The organism is Massilia putida, assembly GCF_001941825.1.
In the GTDB taxonomy this organism is placed as follows: Bacteria; Pseudomonadota; Gammaproteobacteria; order Burkholderiales; family Burkholderiaceae_D; genus Telluria; species Telluria putida.
Genome location: NZ_CP019038.1, coordinates 5,881,157 through 5,898,938, shown reverse-complemented (window position 1 = coordinate 5,898,938; position 17,782 = coordinate 5,881,157). Strand labels below are relative to the sequence as shown.

General features: G+C 64.6%; 15 protein-coding genes. 8 read left to right on the top strand and 7 right to left on the bottom strand.

The window, feature by feature from the left end; translation table 11 throughout:
- Positions 1–150 precede the first annotated feature (150 nt).
- On the top strand, positions 151–1,419 hold the full coding sequence (locus BVG12_RS28475) for an alpha/beta hydrolase (protein ID WP_218921034.1): 1,269 nt from the start codon (positions 151–153) through the stop codon (positions 1,417–1,419).
- Here the strand turns inward: BVG12_RS28475 and BVG12_RS28470 are convergent.
- Positions 1,316–2,983 carry a cation acetate symporter gene (locus BVG12_RS28470; protein WP_075795340.1) on the bottom strand — a complete coding sequence of 556 codons (1,668 nt, stop codon included), beginning with the start codon at positions 2,981–2,983 and terminating at the stop codon, positions 1,316–1,318. The two genes, BVG12_RS28475 and BVG12_RS28470, sit on opposite strands and share 104 nt — an antisense overlap.
- Positions 2,980–3,309 (bottom strand): DUF485 domain-containing protein, encoded by a 330-nt coding sequence (locus tag BVG12_RS28465; protein WP_075795339.1) that lies wholly within the window; start codon positions 3,307–3,309, stop codon positions 2,980–2,982. Before BVG12_RS28465 ends, BVG12_RS28470 begins: the two co-directional genes overlap by 4 nt.
- 173 nt (positions 3,310–3,482) lie before the next feature.
- On the opposite strand from BVG12_RS28465, the gene prpR reads away from it, so the two are divergent.
- The 3 genes from prpR (at position 3,483) to BVG12_RS28450 (ending at position 8,023) form a co-directional block, all read left to right on the top strand.
- Entirely contained in the window at positions 3,483–5,150 is a 1,668-nt protein-coding gene (prpR, locus tag BVG12_RS28460; RefSeq protein ID WP_075795338.1) for a propionate catabolism operon regulatory protein PrpR, read from the top strand.
- Positions 5,151–5,465: 315 nt separating this feature from the next.
- The gene (locus BVG12_RS28455; protein WP_075795337.1) at positions 5,466–6,842 is read left to right on the top strand and encodes a pyridoxal-phosphate dependent enzyme; all 1,377 of its coding nucleotides are present in this window, start codon (positions 5,466–5,468) and stop codon (positions 6,840–6,842) included.
- Complete coding sequence (locus BVG12_RS28450) at positions 6,839–8,023, top strand: trans-sulfuration enzyme family protein (protein WP_075795336.1); 1,185 nt, start codon at positions 6,839–6,841, stop codon at positions 8,021–8,023. Before BVG12_RS28455 ends, BVG12_RS28450 begins: the two co-directional genes overlap by 4 nt.
- A 192-nt stretch (positions 8,024–8,215) precedes the next feature.
- Here the strand turns inward: BVG12_RS28450 and BVG12_RS28445 are convergent, their stop codons facing one another.
- The 3 genes from BVG12_RS28445 to clpS all read right to left on the bottom strand — a co-directional run bounded on the left by BVG12_RS28445 (position 8,216) and on the right by clpS (position 12,604).
- Positions 8,216–9,847, bottom strand: coding sequence for a methyl-accepting chemotaxis protein (locus tag BVG12_RS28445; protein ID WP_075795335.1), 1,632 nt, complete (start codon positions 9,845–9,847; stop codon positions 8,216–8,218).
- Positions 9,848–10,004: 157 nt separating this feature from the next.
- Positions 10,005–12,305, bottom strand: a complete 2,301-nt coding sequence (clpA, locus tag BVG12_RS28440) for an ATP-dependent Clp protease ATP-binding subunit ClpA (protein ID WP_075795334.1) — start codon at positions 12,303–12,305, stop codon at positions 10,005–10,007.
- Entirely contained in the window at positions 12,302–12,604 is a 303-nt protein-coding gene (gene clpS, locus BVG12_RS28435) for an ATP-dependent Clp protease adapter ClpS (RefSeq protein ID WP_027864722.1), read from the bottom strand. Before clpS ends, clpA begins: the two co-directional genes overlap by 4 nt.
- Positions 12,605–12,930: 326 nt before the next feature.
- Between clpS and cspE the strand changes: the two genes are divergently transcribed.
- On the top strand, positions 12,931–13,134 hold the full coding sequence (gene cspE, locus BVG12_RS28430) for a transcription antiterminator/RNA stability regulator CspE (RefSeq protein ID WP_036165387.1): 204 nt from the start codon (positions 12,931–12,933) through the stop codon (positions 13,132–13,134).
- A 138-nt stretch (positions 13,135–13,272) separates the two neighbouring features.
- Here cspE and icd read toward each other — a convergent pair whose 3' ends face one another.
- Positions 13,273–14,526, bottom strand: coding sequence for an NADP-dependent isocitrate dehydrogenase (icd, locus tag BVG12_RS28425; protein WP_075795333.1), 1,254 nt, complete (start codon positions 14,524–14,526; stop codon positions 13,273–13,275).
- Positions 14,527–14,674: 148 nt separating this feature from the next.
- Here icd and BVG12_RS28420 point away from each other — a divergent pair, with 148 nt between their 5' ends.
- On the top strand, positions 14,675–15,241 hold the full coding sequence (locus BVG12_RS28420) for a pseudouridine synthase (RefSeq protein ID WP_075795332.1): 567 nt from the start codon (positions 14,675–14,677) through the stop codon (positions 15,239–15,241).
- A 135-nt stretch (positions 15,242–15,376) separates the two neighbouring features.
- On the top strand, positions 15,377–15,586 hold the full coding sequence (locus BVG12_RS28415) for a hypothetical protein (RefSeq protein ID WP_075795331.1): 210 nt from the start codon (positions 15,377–15,379) through the stop codon (positions 15,584–15,586).
- Between the two features lie 207 nt (positions 15,587–15,793).
- Here the strand turns inward: BVG12_RS28415 and rpsT are convergent, their stop codons facing one another.
- Complete coding sequence (gene rpsT, locus BVG12_RS28410) at positions 15,794–16,060, bottom strand: 30S ribosomal protein S20 (protein WP_075795330.1); 267 nt, start codon at positions 16,058–16,060, stop codon at positions 15,794–15,796.
- A 176-nt stretch (positions 16,061–16,236) separates the two neighbouring features.
- Here rpsT and murJ point away from each other — a divergent pair, with 176 nt between their 5' ends.
- Positions 16,237–17,781 carry a murein biosynthesis integral membrane protein MurJ gene (murJ, locus tag BVG12_RS28405; protein ID WP_075795329.1) on the top strand — a complete coding sequence of 515 codons (1,545 nt, stop codon included), beginning with the start codon at positions 16,237–16,239 and terminating at the stop codon, positions 17,779–17,781.
- Position 17,782: the final 1 nt, after the last annotated feature.

Sequence of the window (17,782 nt, the reverse complement as noted above, 5' to 3'; positions counted from 1 at the left end):
ATTTTCAAGCACTTGGGCGTACGGGGCAAGCGCGGCAGTCCACGGCGCGTTGCACGGCGTTTCAATATGAAACATTGGATGAAACGATTGACACATCCTCTGAAATTGAACAGACTGCGCGCGACCGCATCGATCACGACAAGGGGAACCATGTTCAAACGCTCAACCAGGCTATGCGCCGCGCTGCTGGCCGGCCTGTCCATCACCACGCTCGCCGGCGCCGCCGGGCCGGACAGCCGCGCGGACGCGGTCAACATCATCGCCGACATGCGCCGCATCGTCACGCCGCAAGGCATCGAAGAGACACGCGCGGTACGCATCGGCGGCATCGAACAGTGGATCAGCGTGCGCGGCACGGACCGGCGCAACCCCGTGCTGCTGATGCTGCACGGCGGCCCGGGGTATGTCTCGATGCCGACGAGCTGGTACTTCCAGCGCGGCTGGGAAGAGTATTTCACGGTCGTGCAATGGGACCAGCGCGGCGCCGGCAAGACCTATACGGCCAACGATCCGGCCAAGGTGGCGCCGACGATGACGCGGGCGCGCATGCTGCTCGATGCCGAAGAGATGGTGGCGTTTCTGCGCAAGGAATTCGGCAAGGACCGCATTTTCGTGCTCGGCCACTCGTGGGGGTCGTCGCTCGGCATCCAGCTGGCGCAGCGCCATCCGGATTGGCTGCACGCCTACATCGGCATCGGCCAGATCACCGACGGCATGGAGAGCGAGCGCCGCGGCTGGCGGTTCACGATGGATGCGGCGCAACGGGAAGGCAACCGGGAAGCCATCCGCGAACTGGCATCGATCGCGCCGTATGCCGCGCCGGGCAAGCCGCTCGTGCTCAAGGATTTATACCTGCAGCGCAAATGGCTCGCGCGCTACGGCGGCGCCGTGTACGGTAGAACAGGCTCCGACGCGGAATCGAATGCCGTCAAGCTGGCGCCGGAATATACGGACGCCGACCTGCGCACGATCTGGGACGCCACGGAATTTTCGAGCAGCCGCATGCTGACGGACGTGCTGTCGCAGGACTTCAGCGTCTATACGACCTTCTCCTGCCCCATCGTCATCTTCAACGGGCGCCACGACTACAACGTGTCGGCGTCCGCGGCGGCCGAGTGGTTCGCGAAGGTGAAGGCGCCGTCGAAACAACTGGTTCGAGAACTCGGCGCACGAGATCTTCAACGAGGAGCCGGGCAAGACGCTGGTCTCGCTGGTGCGTTACGCGCGGCCGTTCGCGGAAAAAGCCGGGGACGTGGCGCCGTAAACGAAAAAACCCGCACGCGGGCGCGTGCGGGTTTCGCGGATCGAGGTTCGATCAGTGTGCCGTCGCGCCGGAGGCGCCGATACCGGTCTCCGAACGCACTTCCTGTGCTTCGAAGCCGGCCTTGTCGATCGCGGCACGCGGGCTGTTGTCGGTGATCGAGAACAGCCAGATGCCGACGAAGCCGACGGTCATCGAGAACAGTGCCGGCGACGTGTACGGGAAGATGGCGGACGCGTTATGGAACACGTCGACCCACACGGACTTCGACAGCACGGTCAGGATGAACGCGGTGGCCAGGCCCAGGAAGCCGCCCACGGTCGCGCCGCGGGTGGTGCACTTGCTCCACAGGACGGACATGAACAGCACCGGGAAGTTGGCCGAGGCGGCGATGGCGAAGGCCAGCGAGACCATGAAGGCCACGTTGATCTTCTCGAACACGATACCCAGCAGCACGGCGATGATGCCCAGGATGACCGTGGTGATCTTCGACACGCGCAGTTCGCTGCCCGGGGCCGGCTGGCCCTTCTTGATGACGGTGGCGTACAGGTCGTGCGACACGGCCGAGGCGCCGGACAGGGTCAGGCCGGCCACGACGGCCAGGATGGTCGCGAAGGCCACGGCCGAGATGAAGCCGAGGAAGACGTCGCCGCCGACGGCGTTCGCGAGGTGCACGGCCGCCATGTTGTTACCGCCCAGCAGTTTGCCGGCAGCGTCCTTGAACGCCGGGTTCGTACCGACCAGCACGATCGCGCCGAAGCCGATGATGAAGGTCAGGATGTAGAAGTAGCCGATCCAGGTGGTGGCCCACAGCACGGACTTGCGCGCTTCCTTGGCGCTCGGGACCGTGAAGAAGCGCATCAGGATGTGCGGCAAGCCGGCCGTGCCGAACATCAGCGCCATGCCGAACGAGATGCCGGAGATCGGGTCCTTGATGAAGCCGCCCGGGCCCATGATCTTGTCGTGGGTAGCGTGCACTTCGACGGCCTTGGCGAACAGCGCTTCCGGGCTGAAGTTGTACATGGCCAGCACGGAGAACGCCATGAACGAGGCGCCGCCCAGCAGCATCACGGCCTTGATGATCTGCACCCAGGTGGTCGCGGTCATGCCGCCGAACAGCACGTAGATCATCATCAGCGCGCCGACGATGACGACGGCGATCCAGTAGTCCAGGCCGAACAGCAGCTTGATCAGCTGGCCGGCGCCGACCATCTGCGCGATCAGGTAGAACAGCACGGTGACCAGCGTCCCCGATGCCGCGAACGAGCGCACCGGCTTCTGCGCGAAGCGGTAGGCGGCCACGTCGGCGAACGTGAAGCGGCCCAGGTTGCGCAGGCGCTCGGCCATCAGGAACGTGATGACGGGCCAGCCGACGAGGAAGCCAATCGCATAGATCAGGCCGTCGAAGCCGTTCGCGAACACGGCGGCGGAAATGCCCAGGAACGAGGCGGCCGACATGTAGTCGCCGGCGATCGCCAGGCCGTTCTGGAAGCCGGTGATGCCGCCGCCGGCCGTGTAGAAGTCGGAGGCCGAGCGGGTGCGCTTGGCGGCCCACTTGGTGATGAACAGGGTGAAGATCACGAACACGGCGAACATCGTGATCGCGGTCCAGTTGGTGGGCTGCTTGGTGGCCTGGCCCAGGTCGGGCGCGGCGAGGACGGCGCCGGTGGCGGCGAGCAGGGCCGCGGCGGCGGCACTGCGGATGAGGGTTGTCGTCTTCATGCGCGTACCTTTTCCTTGCCGGCGGCGGCGTTGCGCTGGATGGCCTCGGTCAGCGCGTCGAATTCGTTGTTGGCGCGGCGCACGTAGATGCCCGTGACCACGACGGTGAACAGGATCACGAACAAGCCGAGCGGCACGCCCCAGGACATGACGCCGGCGCCGATCTTCGAGCCCATGAATTCCTTGTCGAACGCGTTCAGCAAGGTGAAGCCGTAGTACACGATCATCACGGCCCAGGTCAGCATCCAGCCGTAGCGGGAGCGGGTCCGGACGAGCTTCTGGTAATTGGGGTCGCTTTTGACCCTCTGGACAATTTCATCTTCCACTTTTGTCTCCAATCATCTCTTCTAGTCATACGCCGTTCAGGTTGACGGGCTGATATCGATCCTAAGTGGGCCGCCTTACCCGATTCTTACGACATGCGGAAATGTTTGCGCCCAACCGTTTCAGCGTGAAACCGAGTTGAAACGCCGGTTGCAAGTTCGGTTACACTTGCAACATGAGTTACCCCACCCGCCCCGCGCCCGCGCCGGACCAGGGCGCCGGCAAGCCCGTCATCTGGACGGTGTCGGTGTCGCGCCTGTCCGACCTGTTCCGCCACATCACCCCCGAATACGACCACCTGGCCCAGATCGAGCCGCTGCACCTGGGCTTCGACGAGGCCGCGCGCCACATCCGCGAGCGCATGGCGACGGAACACTGCGACGTCGTGATCGCGGCCGGTTCCAATGCGGCCTACCTCAAGGGCCGTGTGTCGGTACCCGTCGTCGTCGCGACGGCCAGCGGCTTCGACGTCATGCAGGCCCTGGCACGCGCGCGGCGCATGTCGACGCGCGTGGGTCTCGTGCAGTACCAGCGTCCGCTGGCGGAACTGGCCGAGTTCACGGCGACGTTCGGCCTCCCCATCGAACAGCGCACCTACGTCACGGAGGACGACGCCCGCGCCAGCATCGCCGAACTGAAGGCGGCCGGCGTCGAGGTGATCGTCGGCGCCGGCCTGATCGTCGACCTGGCCGAGGAAGCGGGCCTCAAGCCCGTGTTCGTGTACTCGCTCGAATCGATCCGGCGCGCGTTCGACGACGCCCTCGAGATGGCGCGTCTGACCCGGCTCGAAAGCGGCCGTGGACGGCGCGTGGCCGCCGCCGACAGCCGCCGCGCGCGCCGCGGCCTCGCCGACCTGCGCGGCGAATCGGCCGCGATGGAACGCCTGCGCCAGACCGTCGTGCTGTACGCGCGCTCGCCGGCGACGGTGCTCATCCAGGGCGAAACGGGCAGCGGCAAGGAACTCGTCGCCCAGGCCATCCACCGCGAGAGCCCGCGGCGCGGCGCGAACCGGCCGTTCGTCGCCGTCAACTGCGGCGCGATCGCCGAGTCGCTGCTGGAATCGGAACTGTTCGGCCACGAGGAAGGCGCGTTCACGGGTGCACGGCGCGGCGGCCACGCGGGCCTGTTCGAGGCGGCCGACGGCGGCACCCTGTTCCTCGACGAGATCGGCGAGATGCCGCTCGCGCTGCAGACGCGCCTGTTGCGCGTGCTCGAAGAGCGCGAAGTGATGCGCGTGGGCGGCACGCGCCCGGTGCCCATCGACGTGCGCGTGATCAGCGCCACGCACTGCGACCTGGAAGCGCGCGTGCGCGAGGGGCGGTTCCGCGCCGACCTGTTCTACCGCCTGGCCGTGCTGCGCTTGGCCCTGCCCCCGCTGCGCGAACGCCGCGCGGACGTCCCGCCGCTGGCCGAATGGGCACTCAAGAACGCCCTGGCGGCGCTGAGCGCGCGGCCGCATCCGAACCTGGCGGCGGAGATCGCGGCGTGCGCCCCGCTGTTGCAAGCCTATGCCTGGCCAGGCAATGTGCGCGAACTGCGCAACCTGATGGAACGTCTCGCGCTGTTCCTCGCGGCCGAGCCGCTGCAGGCGCTGACGCCGGCCTTCCTGCTGACCGTGGCACCGGAACTGGGCACGCTGCCTGCCGTTCCTCCTGCCGCGGCACCGGCGCCGGCGCGGGAAACCGTGGCCGACGTGCTGGCGAGGGAAACCGCGGCCGACGTGCCGGCGCGGGAAACCGTGGCCGACGTGCTGGCGCGCTTCGACGGCCAGCGCGACGCGGCCGCGCGCTACCTGGGGATCAGCCGGACGACGTTGTGGCGGAGATTGAAGGCGGGCAATTAGCCGAAACGATACCTAGAACAACGTCGTTCCCGCGAAGGCGGGAACCCATGCTGAACCGCCGGAGTCAATCTCCTGGAAACGCTACAGCCCTTTTACGGCACCGAATCCCGACACGCATTATGGTTTCCCGCTTGCGCGGGAACGACGAGATATCCGTTTTAGACGGGGCGTCTATCCGTTTTAATATGGCCCAACGCACACACGCCTGAAAAACCGTATTATTATTTTTTTACTACGGCCTGGTACCCGATCGGTGCCAGCTTTCCCGCACGCGCGCCCACAAGGCCCGCGCCGGCCCGTTCTCACGGAGGCAATATGCAAGACTTGTCGCAAGCTGCACTGTTTTCCCTGATCGGCAACACCCCGATGGTCGAAGTCACCCGCATGGACACGGGCCCCTGCCGCCTGTTCCTCAAGCTCGAATCCCAGAACCCCGGCGGCTCCATCAAGGACCGCGTCGGCCGCGCCATGATCGAGGCCGCGGAACGCGACGGCCGCCTGCAGCCGGGCGGCACCGTCGTCGAAGCGACGGCCGGCAATACGGGGCTCGGCCTGGCCCTCGTCGCGCGCATCAAGGGCTATCGCGTCGTGCTCGTCGTGCCGGACAAGATGGCCTCCGAAAAAATCCTGCACCTGAAAGCCCTCGGCGCCGAGATCCACCTCACCCGTTCCGACGTCGGCAAGGGGCATCCCGAGTACTACCAGGATCTCGCGGCGCGGATCGCGCGCGAGATCCCCGGCGCCTGGTTCGCCGACCAGTTCAACAATCCCGCGAACCCGACCGCGCACGAGACCACCACCGCGCCCGAGATCTGGGACCAGATGCGCCACGAGCTGGATGCCATCGTCGTGGGCGTGGGCTCGTCCGGCACGCTCACCGGCCTGTCGCGCTTTTTCGCGCGCGTGCAGCCGGACCTGGAATTCGTGCTGGCCGATCCGCAGGGGTCGATCCTGGCCGACTACGTCAAGACCGGTAACGTCAGCGACGTCTCCGGCTCCTGGGCCGTCGAAGGCATCGGCGAGGACTTCATCCCGTCCATCGCCGACATGTCGCGCGTCACAACGGCGTATTCCATCTCGGACGAGGAAAGCTTCAACACGGCGCGCGCGCTGCTGCGCCAGGAAGGCATCCTGGCCGGCTCGTCGACGGGCACCCTGCTCGCGGCCGCGCTGCGCTGGTGCCGGGCGCAGACGACGCCCAAGCGCGTCGTGACCTTCGTCTGCGACACCGGCACGCGCTATCTGACCAAGGTGTACAGCGACGGCTGGATGGTCGACCAGGGTCTGCTGCATCGTCCCAGCACCGGCGACCTGCGCGACTTGATCGGCCGCCGCTTCGACGACGGCGAAGTCATCACCGTGTCTCCGTCCGACACGCTGCTGACCGCGTTCAACCGCATGCGCAGCGCCGACCTCGCCCAGTTACCCGTCATCGACAAGGGCAAGCTCGTGGGCCTGATCGACGAATCCGACCTGCTCTTGCACGTGACCAGTGAGCGCGAGCGCTTCAAGGCCCCCGTCTCGGGTACGATGACGTCCGATCTGCAGACGCTGGCGCCCTCCGCCAGCATGCAACAGCTGCGCGACATCCTCGACCGCGGCCTCACGGCCGTCATCGTCGACGGCGACCGCTTCTACGGGCTGATCACCCGCTTCGACCTTCTCAACCACCTGCGCAGGACGCTGACGTGAGCCACTCAGACGATACAAATAAACGCCATATCGCCACCCGCGTCATCCACGGCGGCCAGGCACCCGACCCAACGACCGGCGCCGTGATGCCGCCCATTTACGCGACGTCGACCTTTGCCCAGGAAAGCCCCGGCGTGCACAAGGGCCTGGACTACGGCCGCTCGCACAACCCCACGCGCTGGGCGCTGGAACGCTGCGTGGCCGACATCGAAAGCGGCGGCGCCGCGTACGCGTTCGCGTCCGGCCTCGCGGCCATCGCGGCCGTGCTGGAACTGCTGCCGGCCGGTTCGCACATCGTGGCCGGCGACGACATGTACGGCGGCACGTACCGGCTGTTCGAACGCGTGCGCCGCGCGAGCGCCGGGCACGACTTCACCTACGTCGACCTGACCGACCCGCTGGCGCTCGCCAACGCACTGCGGCCCGACACGAAGATGGTGTGGGTGGAAACGCCGACGAACCCGATGCTTAAGCTCGCCGACCTGCACGCGATCGCGCAACTGTGCCGCGAGCGCGGCGTGATGACGGTGTGCGACAACACGTTCGCGAGCCCCGTCAACCAGCGCCCGCTGGAACTGGGCATCGACATCGTCGTGCACTCGACGACCAAGTACATGAACGGCCACTCGGACGTCATCGGCGGCATCGCCGTCGTCGGCGGCCAGCCGCACCAGCAGGCGTGGCGCGAACGCCTCGGCTTCATCCAGAATGCCGTCGGCGCCATCCAGGGCCCGTTCGACAGCTTCCTCGTGCTCCGCGGGATCAAGACGCTGGCGTTGCGCGTCGAACGCAGCAACGGCAACGCGCTCGACCTGGCGCAGTGGCTGCAAGGCCAGCCGAAAGTGCGGCACGTCTACTACCCTGGCCTCGCGTCGCATCCGCAGCACGAGCTGGCGCGGCGCCAGATGCACGGCTACGGCGGCATCATCTCCATCGACCTCGACACCGACCTCGCCGGCGCCCGCCGCTTCCTCGAACAGTGCGAGGTGTTCACCCTGGCCGAAAGCCTCGGCGGCGTCGAGAGCCTGATCGAGCACCCGGCCATCATGACGCATGCGACCATTCCGGCGGACCAGCGGGCGCGGCTCGGGATCGGAGACGGGTTGATCCGGTTATCCGTCGGGATCGAGCACGTGGAGGATCAGCGGGCGGATCTGGCGCGGGCGCTGGCGGCGATCTGAGTTCGCCGGCGGGGATTTGAGTTCGCTGGCGGCGATCTGAGTTAGAACGTCGCTCCCGCGCAGGCGGGAGCCCATGCTGGGCTTCCGGAGTCGGCCTGCCGAGTACGCGCAATGCTTCCAGGACAGCGACTTCCGTGACTCAGCATGGGTCCCCGCCTGCCCGGGGACGACGGTCGAACAAACGTTGACTGATCAGGCATACGCCGGCGCCGGCAGCGCCAGGCCGCGCCCATGCGCGCCCTCGTCTTCCGCCACCAGCACGTGAGGTTCCGCCTGGTCGCCCCGCACGCGGAACGTGGACACGACGCCCGTCAGCTCCTCCGCCTGCGCGCGCAGCGTTGCCGCCGCGGCCGCCGCCTGTTCGACCATGGCGGCATTCTGCTGGGTCGCCTCGTCCATGTCGGCGATGACGCGGCGCACGCGGGCGATGCCGGCTGCCTGTTCCGAGCTGGCGCCGTCGATCGCATGCAGCAGATCGGCCACCTGCTGCACGCGGCCGAGGATCTCGCGCATCGTGCCGCCCGCCGCGCTGGCGATGCCGGCACCGGATTCGATGGCGCCCGTCGATTCGCCGATGAGGTTCTTGATTTCCTTGGCGGCCGCCGCCGAATGTTGGGCCAGATTGCGCACCTCGCCGGCGACGACGGCGAAGCCGCGTCCCTGCTCGCCGGCGCGCGCCGCCTCGACGGCCGCATTCAAGGCCAGGATATTCGTCTGGAACGCGATGCCGTCGATCATCGCGGTGATGTCGCCGATGCGCGCGGCCGACTGGCGGATCGTCTCCATGCGCGCGACCATCTGCTCGACGGCGCCGGCGCCCTCTTTCGCCACACCGGATGCGGCCAGCGCGAGCTCGTTGGCGTCGTGCGCGTTGACGTGGTTCTGTTCGACCGCCTCGGTCAGGTCGGCCATCGCCTGCACGGTCGCATGCAGGCTGCGGGCCTGCTCTTCCGTCCGGTGCGACAGGTCGCGGTTGCCGGCCGCGATCTCGGCCGATGCGCCGTCGATCATCCTGGCGCTGTCGAGCACTTGGACGACGGTGGCCGACACCCCACCCGTCATATGGTTCAGTGCATCGAACAGGCGGCCGATCTCGTCGCCGCGGTCATGGGCGATGGTGGCGGAAAGATCGCCTTTCGCAACGCGCTCGGCGAGCGCCACGGCATCCTGCAGCGGCGTGACGATGCTGCGCGTGAGCAGCCAGCCGGCCGCGCAACCGATCAGCAAGGCGGCCGCGCCGAACGCGGGCAGCAGCACGCGGCTCAAGGCGAACGCCTGCGCGGACGTGGCGGCCATCGCGTGGGCTTCGCGGGTCTGCCAGGCCAGCAGCGCGTCGAGGGCGCGGGTGTAGGCGTCGAAGGTGGCGGCCAGGTCGCCGGCCGCCAACTGTTCGACTTCCTGCGTCTTGCCGAGGTCCTTGGCCTGGAAGACTTGCTGGCGTACTTTCAGGTAAGCGGCCTTGCGCTGCGCGACGGCGTCGATCAGCGCGCGTTCCTCCGCCACGGACGGCAGCGCACCCAGTTTCGACTCCAGGGCGGTCGCGTTCTTGTCCCCCTGCGTGAGCATGTTCTGGAAGTAGTCGGCGGCTTCGAGACTGTCACTGCGGGCGATGGCCACGGCCCGCGCACCGTTCAGGCGCGTCAAGCCCAGCAACTCGGCCGTCATCTGCTGGCGGGCGAGTTTATTGTTGACGAGGTCGTTCGTGATGGCGTCGGCGGCCTGCATGCGCCACAGCGCGACGATGGAAATGATGACGATGGCTAGGGACACCACGGCAAAGGCGCCGATGATCTTGGTGCCGGTGTGGAGGTGTGCGAGTCGCATGGGGTCGTATCCGGATGGGAGGGATGCGACCGATTATAGAAATGCCATATGACAACAAAATGACTATATGTGACAGCCACACATTCTTTTGTGACATGTGAATGACAAAAAAGAAAGCCCGCACGAGGCGGGCTTTCGGTGCAGCGATACTGATCGCTTATTCGATTTCGACGGTCTCGACCGGCTCCGGCGGCGGCGGCACGTCGCCTTCCGGGAATTCGAGGAAGACGTCGTCCTTCTCGTTCAGGTCGACCGTGACGCGGCCGCCGTTCACGAGACGGCCGAACAGCAGCTCGTCGGCCAGCGCCTTGCGGATCATGTCCTGGATGAGGCGCGACATCGGCCGTGCGCCCATCAGCGGATCGAAACCTTTCTTCGCGAGGAACTTGCGCAGTTTCTCGGTGAAGATGGCTTCCACCTTCTTCTCGTGCAGCTGCTCTTCCAGCTGCATCAGGAACTTGTCCACGACGCGCAGGATGATGTCCTCGTCGAGCGCGCGGAAGCTGATGATCGCATCCAGGCGGTTGCGGAACTCCGGCGTGAACATGCGCTTGATGTCGGCCATCTCGTCGCCCTGCGCCTTCGAATCCACGAAGCCCACCGAACGCTTGGTCAGGCTTTCGGCGCCCGCGTTCGTGGTCATGATGATGATCACGTTGCGGAAGTCCGCCTTGCGGCCGTTGTTGTCGGTCAGCGTGCCATGGTCCATCACCTGCAGCAGGATGTTGAAGATGTCCGGATGGGCCTTCTCGATCTCGTCCAGCAGCAGCACCGCATGCGGTTTCTTCGTGATGGCTTCCGTCAGCAGGCCGCCCTGGTCGAAACCGACATAGCCCGGCGGCGCACCGATCAGGCGCGACACGGCGTGACGCTCCATGTACTCCGACATGTCGAAGCGCACCAGCTCGATGCCGAGGATGAACGCCAGCTGCTTCGCGACTTCCGTCTTGCCGACGCCGGTCGGACCGGAGAACAGGAACGAACCGATCGGCTTGTCCTGCTTGCCGAGGCCGGCACGCGCCATCTTGATCGCGGAGGACAGCGCATCGATGGCCGGGTCTTGCCCGAACACGACGTTGCGCAGGTCGCGGTCGATGGTCTGCAGCTTGCTGCGGTCGTCCTGGTTGACGGTCTGCGGTGGAATCCGCGCGATCTTCGCGATGATGTCCTCGATCTCGGTCTTGCCGATGGTCTTCTTCTGCTTCGACTTCGGCAGCACGCGCTGAGCGGCACCCGCTTCGTCGATCACGTCGATCGCCTTGTCCGGCAGATGACGGTCATTGATGAAGCGCGCGGCGAGTTCGGCGGCGGTCGACAGGGCCGACGCCGAATACTTCACGCCGTGGTGCTCTTCGAAGCGCGACTTGAGGCCGCGCAGGATCTGCACGGTCTGCTCGATCGACGGCTCGTTCACGTCCACTTTCTGGAACCGGCGGGAGAGTGCGTGATCCTTCTCGAACACACCGCGGAATTCCGTGAACGTGGTCGCGCCGATGCATTTCAGCTGGCCGTTCGCGAGCGCCGGCTTGAGCAGGTTCGACGCGTCGAGCGTGCCGCCCGATGCCGAACCGGCGCCGATGATCGTGTGGATCTCGTCGATGAACAGGATGCCGTTCGGCGTGTCCTTGAGCTGCTTCAACACCGCCTTCAGGCGCTGCTCGAAGTCGCCGCGGTACTTGGTGCCGGCCAGCAACGCGCCCATGTCCAGCGAATACACGACGGCATTCTGCAGGATCTCGGGCACGTCTTCCTGGACGATGCGCCATGCCAGGCCCTCCGCGATCGCGGTCTTGCCGACGCCGGCCTCGCCCACGAGCAGCGGATTGTTCTTGCGCCGGCGGCACAGGATCTGGATCACGCGATCCACTTCCTCTTCGCGTCCGATCAGCGGGTCGATACGGCCATCGGCGGCAGCCTTGTTCAAGTTCTGGGTGAACTGATCCAGCGGGCTTTCCTTGGTCTGGCCTTCGACCTGCGCTTCTTCCACGCCTTCCGACGCCTTCTGGCTGTCGATCTGCTGGTCCTTGCGCACGCCGTGCGAGATGAAATTGACCACGTCGAGACGGGTCACGCCCTGCTGGTGCAGGTAGTAAACGGCATGCGAGTCCTTCTCGCCGAAGATCGCCACGAGCACGTTCGCGCCCGTCACTTCCTTCTTGCCGTTCGACGCCGACTGGACGTGCATGATCGCGCGCTGGATTACGCGCTGGAAGCCCAGCGTCGGTTGGGTGTCGACTTCGCCGGTGCCGGGCACGGTCGGAGTGTTATCGCCGATGAAATTCGTCAAGGTCTTACGCAGGTCTTCGATATTGACCGCGCACGCACGCAGGACTTCAGCGGCCGACGGGTTGTCGAGCAGCGCCAGCAGCAGGTGTTCGACCGTGATGAACTCGTGCCGAGCCTGCCGCGCTTCGACAAAGGCCATGTGTAGAGATACTTCAAGTTCCTGCGCAATCATACTTCCTCCATCACGCACTGCAGGGGATGGCCTGCCTTGCGCGCATGCGTTAATACAAACTCCACTTTGGTACACGCTATATCTTTGGAAAACACGCCGCACACCCCTTTGCCATGTCGGTGTACAGAAAGCATGATCTGCGTCGCCGTCTCGCGATCCTTGTTGAAGTACTCCTGGATGATGGCGACCACGAACTCCATCGGCGTGTAGTCGTCATTAAGCAACGCCACCTGATACAACGGAGGTGGCTTGACTGTCTGCCGCTCCAGCAGCTGTTCGGTATCGTGCTTGGTTGCCATAGGGGTATTCTAAATTGCTTTCGATCTTCGTGTGTGCGGAAACTAACGCTCAGGGTAATCCCATTTGCTTTCCATCTTACGCGTTTTCCAGTTGGTGCGCAGATGGCGGTCCGATTGCCAAAATCAAGAGGTTGATTTTTGGCGATTGTGAAAATTTTCACAACACGTGTTCAAAACCGCTTGACTTACAAGATTATTGCACCAACAATGCAGTTATTGACATGTACTTATGTACTTGTTGATAAGAAGTGAGCAGGCTGAGGAGGGGGCAAGAAGCTTCTTGCTTTTATGGCTCGTGTGATTCGTTTTTAATCGAAGGTTATTTTATGGCAACAGGTACTGTTAAGTGGTTCAATGATTCCAAAGGTTTTGGCTTCATCACCCCTGATGACGGCGGCGAAGATTTGTTCGCGCACTTCTCCGCAATCAATATGAACGGTTTTAAGACCCTCAAAGAAGGTCAAAAAGTCCAATTCGAAGTCACGCAAGGCCCGAAAGGCAAGCAAGCTTCCAACATCGTCGGCGCGTAAGCACCCTCGGAAGCAGAAGGCCCCGCTACGGCGGGGTTTTTTTATGCCCGACGTCCGGACCCCACCCTCTCTCTATATTAGTACGGAAACAAAAAGCCCCGCACGTAGACGGGGCTTGATGTGCGTCAATCGAACTGCTTACATATTCTCGATCATGACCTCGCCGAAGCCCGAGCACGATACCTGCGTCGCGCCTTCCATCAGGCGCGCGAAGTCGTAGGTGACGCGCTTGGACGCGATCGCCTTTTCCATCGAACTGATGATGAGGTCGGCGGCTTCCGTCCACCCCATATGGCGCAGCATCATCTCGGCCGACAGGATCAGCGAACCGGGGTTCACGTAATCCTTGCCCGCATACTTCGGCGCTGTGCCGTGCGTCGCTTCGAACATCGCGACCGAATCCGACATATTGGCGCCCGGCGCGATGCCGATGCCGCCCACCTGGGCCGCCAATGCATCGGAGATATAGTCGCCGTTCAGGTTCAGCGTGGCGATCACGCTGTATTCGGCCGGACGCAGCAGGATCTGCTGCAGGAACGCATCCGCGATCGAATCCTTGACGACGATGTCCTTGCCCGTGCGAGGGTTCTTGAACTTGCACCACGGGCCGCCATCGATCAGTTCCGCGCCGAATTCGCGTTGCGCCAGCGCATCCGCCCAGTCGCGGAAACCGCCTTCCGTGTACTTCATGATATTGCCCTTGTGGACAATGGTCACGGACGGCTTGTCGTTGTCGACGGCATACTGGATCGCCTTGCGCACGAGGCGTTCCGTGCCTTCGCGCGACACCGGCTTGACACCGATCGCGGACGTCTCCGGGAAGCGGATCTTGCGCACGCCCATCTCGCGCGTCAGGAACTCGATGACCTTCTTCGCCTCGGGCGACTCGGCGGCCCATTCGATGCCGGCATAGATGTCTTCCGAGTTCTCGCGGAAGATGACCATGTCCGTCTTGTGCGGCTCGCGCAGCGGCGACGGTACGCCGTTGAAGTAGCGCACGGGGCGCAGGCAGACGTACAGGTCGAGTTCCTGGCGCAGCGCCACGTTCAGCGAGCGGATGCCGCCGCCCACCGGCGTCGTCAGCGGGCCCTTGATCGAGACGACGTACTCGCGCACGACGTCCAGCGTCTCGGTCGGCAGCCAGACGTCCGGTCCATAGACCTGCGTCGACTTCTCGCCGGCAAACACTTCCATCCATGCGATCTTGCGCTGGCCGCCGTAGGCCTTCGCCACGGCCGCGTCGACGACTTTCAGCATCACGGGCGTGATATCGACGCCGGTGCCGTCGCCCTCGATATAGGGAATGACCGGCTGGTCGGGGACGTTCAGCGTGAAGTCTGCGTTGACAGCGATCTTTTGACCATCGGTAGGTACTTTAATATGTTGAACCATCATGTTCTCCGGAGTGGGCGTCGGCCGGTCGATTAGAATAATGGGTGGCGTCGGTCTTGTCGAAGACGCAACACTGACACAACATTATGCACCAGTATTGATCGCGACGTGCCGCAGGCTCGCTATTTTGCTCCAAAAACCATCCCCCATGTCCCTCATCCTGTTCAATAAACCCTTCCAGGTGCTGTGCCAGTTCTCGCGCGAGGACGCGCGCGAGACCCTCGCCGATTACCTCGACATCCCGAACATCTACCCGGCCGGGCGCCTCGACGCCGACAGCGAAGGCTTGATGCTGCTCACGGACGACGGCCGACTGCAGCACCAGATCGCCCATCCGGACCACAAGGAAGCGAAGACCTATCTGGTGCAGCTGGAAGGCGTCGCCGACCGCGCCAGTCTCGATCGCCTGCAAGCCCCGATCGACCTGGGCGACTTCACGACGAAGCCGTGCCGCGCCACGTTGATTGCGGAGCCGGACTGGCTGTGGCCGCGCAACCCGCCCATCCGCGTGCGCCACGACAAGCCGACCAGCTGGGTCGCGATCACGCTCGAGGAAGGGAAAAACCGCCAGGTGCGGCGCATGACGGCCGCCGTCGGGCTGCCGACCTTGCGCCTGGTGCGCTCGAGCATCGGGCCGTTCTCGCTGGCGACGCATCCCTTGATGCCGGGCGAATGGATGGAAGTGCCGGCCGCCGCCGTTGGGAGCAAGGGTTGATGCGTTTGCGATAGATCAACCTTTCCAAAATTTAATGTAGGCTGAGCAAAAAAGCTGTCAACCGGCAACTCTGTGGCGCCGTTAAGGGAGCAGATTCACCGTTGTGGATCACCTTCTTCTTTAAAGGAACCCGAAATGTCCAAACTGATCGCTGGCCTGGTTGCTTCCCTGTTCGCCGTTTCCGCTTTCGCCGCCCAGGCTCCGGCCCCGGCCGCAGCCGCTCCGGCCGCATCGGCCGCCGCCGAGCAGCCTGCCGCTCCCGCGAAGAAAATGAAGAAGCACCACAAGAAGGCCAAGAAGGCCGCCGCAGCCGACGCCGCTTCGGCCGAGCCGGCAAGCAAATAAGCGCATCGAAGCGCATCCAGGCAGCCTGCGGGCTGCCTTTTTTGTTGCCTAAAAACGGGCTCTGACCCGGGCTCTGACACCGGTTTCAGGCAACAAAAAACCCGCCGGACTTGCGTCGAGGCGGGTTTTTGTTAATGAGTCTCCTGGACTCAATAACGCCACGCGGACAACGCGGCCTTGGCCGCGTGCGCGTCGCTGTCGGGTGTATTAAGCCGACAGGGCCTTGATGGCGGCAGCCAGGCGGCTCTTGTGGCGAGCGGCCTTGTTCTTGTGGATGATTTTCTTGTCAGCGATGCTGTCGATGGTCGACACGGACTGCTGGAAGATTTGCGAGGCAGCGGCCTTGTCGCCTGCCTGGATGGCCTTGCGGACGGCCTTGATTGCGGTACGCAGGGTCGAGCGCTGAGCCGAGTTGTGCGCGTTTTGCTTAACTGCCTGACGAGCGCGCTTGCGCGCCTGTGCGGTATTTGCCATGGAATTTCCTAATCGGGGTCAAGTTGCGTTTGCAAACATTCAAACCGGCCCATTCCAGTGCCTGCCAAACGAGTGTCTGCTAACAGAATTCAATACAGCCCTCGATTATAGCGAAGGTTTCATCGAAGGGCAAATCCTGGTTCGCTTTTATGCGTGCCCAGCTATAATCGCGGGCTATGAACCTACTCAAGACCCTGGCAGCCATCTCGAGCATGACGATGCTGTCCCGTATCACCGGCCTGTTGCGCGATTCCCTCTTTGCCCGTGCCTTCGGCGCCAGCGATTACACCGACGCCTTCAACATCGCGTTCCGCCTGCCCAACCTGCTGCGCCGCCTGTTCGGCGAGGGCGCGTTCTCGCAAGCGTTCGTGCCGATCCTGGCCGAGTACAAGAGCCAGCAAGGCGACGCCGCCACCCGCACCCTCGTCGACCACGTGGCCAATACGCTCGTGTGGGCGACATTGGTCACCAGCCTCATCGGCATCATCGGCGCGCCGATCGTCCTGTACGTCATCGCCAGCGGCCTGACCGGCCCGGCGTTCGACGCCGGCGTCGTCATGACCCGGCTGATGTTCCCGTACATCCTGTGCATGTCGTTCGTCGTGCTGGCCGGCGCCGTGCTGAATACCTGGCGCGAATTCAAGATCCCGGCGTTCACGCCCGTGCTGTGGAACCTGTCCTCGATCTTCTTTTCGCTGTTCATGGTGAAGTATTTCGACGTGCCGATCTATTCGATGGCCGTCGCCGTGATGGTCGGCGGCGTGCTGCAGGTCGGCATCCAGATCCCGGCCTTGAAGCGCATCGGCATGCTGCCGCGCCTGTCGGTGAATCCCTTCGCCGGCCTGTCGGATCCCGGCGTGCGCCGCATCCTCAAGAAGATGGGGCCGGCCGTGTTCGCCGTGTCGGCTGCGCAGATCAGCCTGCTCATCAACACGAATATCGCGTCGCGCCTGGGCGCCGGCAGCGTCTCCGTGCTGCAGTACGCGGACCGGCTGATGGAATTCCCGACCGGCATGCTGGGCGTCGCGCTGGGCACCGTGCTGCTGCCCAGCCTGTCGAAGGCGAACGCGGACGGCGACCCCGTCGAATACTCCGCCCTGCTCGACTGGGGCCTGCGCCTGACGTTCCTGCTCGCCCTCCCGGCGGCCGTCGGCCTGGCCGCGCTGGCCGAGCCGCTGATCGCGACCCTGTTCAACTACGGCGCCTTCAACGCGCACGCCGTCAGCGCCGCCACGGCGCCGCTGATGGCCTATGCGGCCGGCCTGCTCGGCATCATCCTCGTCAAGATCCTCGCGCCGGCCTTCTATGCACGCCAGGACATCCGCACGCCGGTGAAGATCGCCGTCGGCGTGCTCGTCGCCACGCAGCTGATGAACCTGGTGTTCGTGCCGGTGCTCGGCGTGGCGGGCCTCGCGCTGTCGATCGGCCTGGGCGCCTGCATCAATGCCAGCTTCCTGTTCACGGGCCTGCGCCGCCGCGCCATCTACGTGCCGCATGCGGGCTGGCTGCCGTTCTTTTTGAAAGTGGTCGCGGCCGTCGCGCTGATGGGCGGCGTGGCGTGGTTCAGCCAGGCGCAGCTCGACTGGGCCGCGCTGCGCGCCCACCCGGTGCTGCGCGCCGGGGCGCTGTTCCTCATCATCGGCGTGTCCGCCATCGTCTATTTCGCCGTGCTGCTGGCGCTGGGCTTCCGTCCGCGCCAGTTCATGCGCCGCGCCAAGTGAC

Coding starts and splice junctions, on each gene's coding strand:
- BVG12_RS28475 (WP_218921034.1), top strand. CDS start 151: ATGTTCAAACGCTCAACCAGGCTATGCGCCGCGCTGCTGGCCGGCCTG.
- BVG12_RS28470 (WP_075795340.1), bottom strand. CDS start 2,983: ATGAAGACGACAACCCTCATCCGCAGTGCCGCCGCCGCGGCCCTGCTC.
- prpR (WP_075795338.1), top strand. CDS start 3,483: ATGAGTTACCCCACCCGCCCCGCGCCCGCGCCGGACCAGGGCGCCGGC.
- BVG12_RS28455 (WP_075795337.1), top strand. CDS start 5,466: ATGCAAGACTTGTCGCAAGCTGCACTGTTTTCCCTGATCGGCAACACC.
- BVG12_RS28445 (WP_075795335.1), bottom strand. CDS start 9,847: ATGCGACTCGCACACCTCCACACCGGCACCAAGATCATCGGCGCCTTT.
- clpA (WP_075795334.1), bottom strand. CDS start 12,305: ATGATTGCGCAGGAACTTGAAGTATCTCTACACATGGCCTTTGTCGAA.
- clpS (WP_027864722.1), bottom strand. CDS start 12,604: ATGGCAACCAAGCACGATACCGAACAGCTGCTGGAGCGGCAGACAGTC.
- cspE (WP_036165387.1), top strand. CDS start 12,931: ATGGCAACAGGTACTGTTAAGTGGTTCAATGATTCCAAAGGTTTTGGC.
- icd (WP_075795333.1), bottom strand. CDS start 14,526: ATGGTTCAACATATTAAAGTACCTACCGATGGTCAAAAGATCGCTGTC.
- BVG12_RS28420 (WP_075795332.1), top strand. CDS start 14,675: ATGTCCCTCATCCTGTTCAATAAACCCTTCCAGGTGCTGTGCCAGTTC.
- BVG12_RS28415 (WP_075795331.1), top strand. CDS start 15,377: ATGTCCAAACTGATCGCTGGCCTGGTTGCTTCCCTGTTCGCCGTTTCC.
- rpsT (WP_075795330.1), bottom strand. CDS start 16,060: ATGGCAAATACCGCACAGGCGCGCAAGCGCGCTCGTCAGGCAGTTAAG.
- murJ (WP_075795329.1), top strand. CDS start 16,237: ATGAACCTACTCAAGACCCTGGCAGCCATCTCGAGCATGACGATGCTG.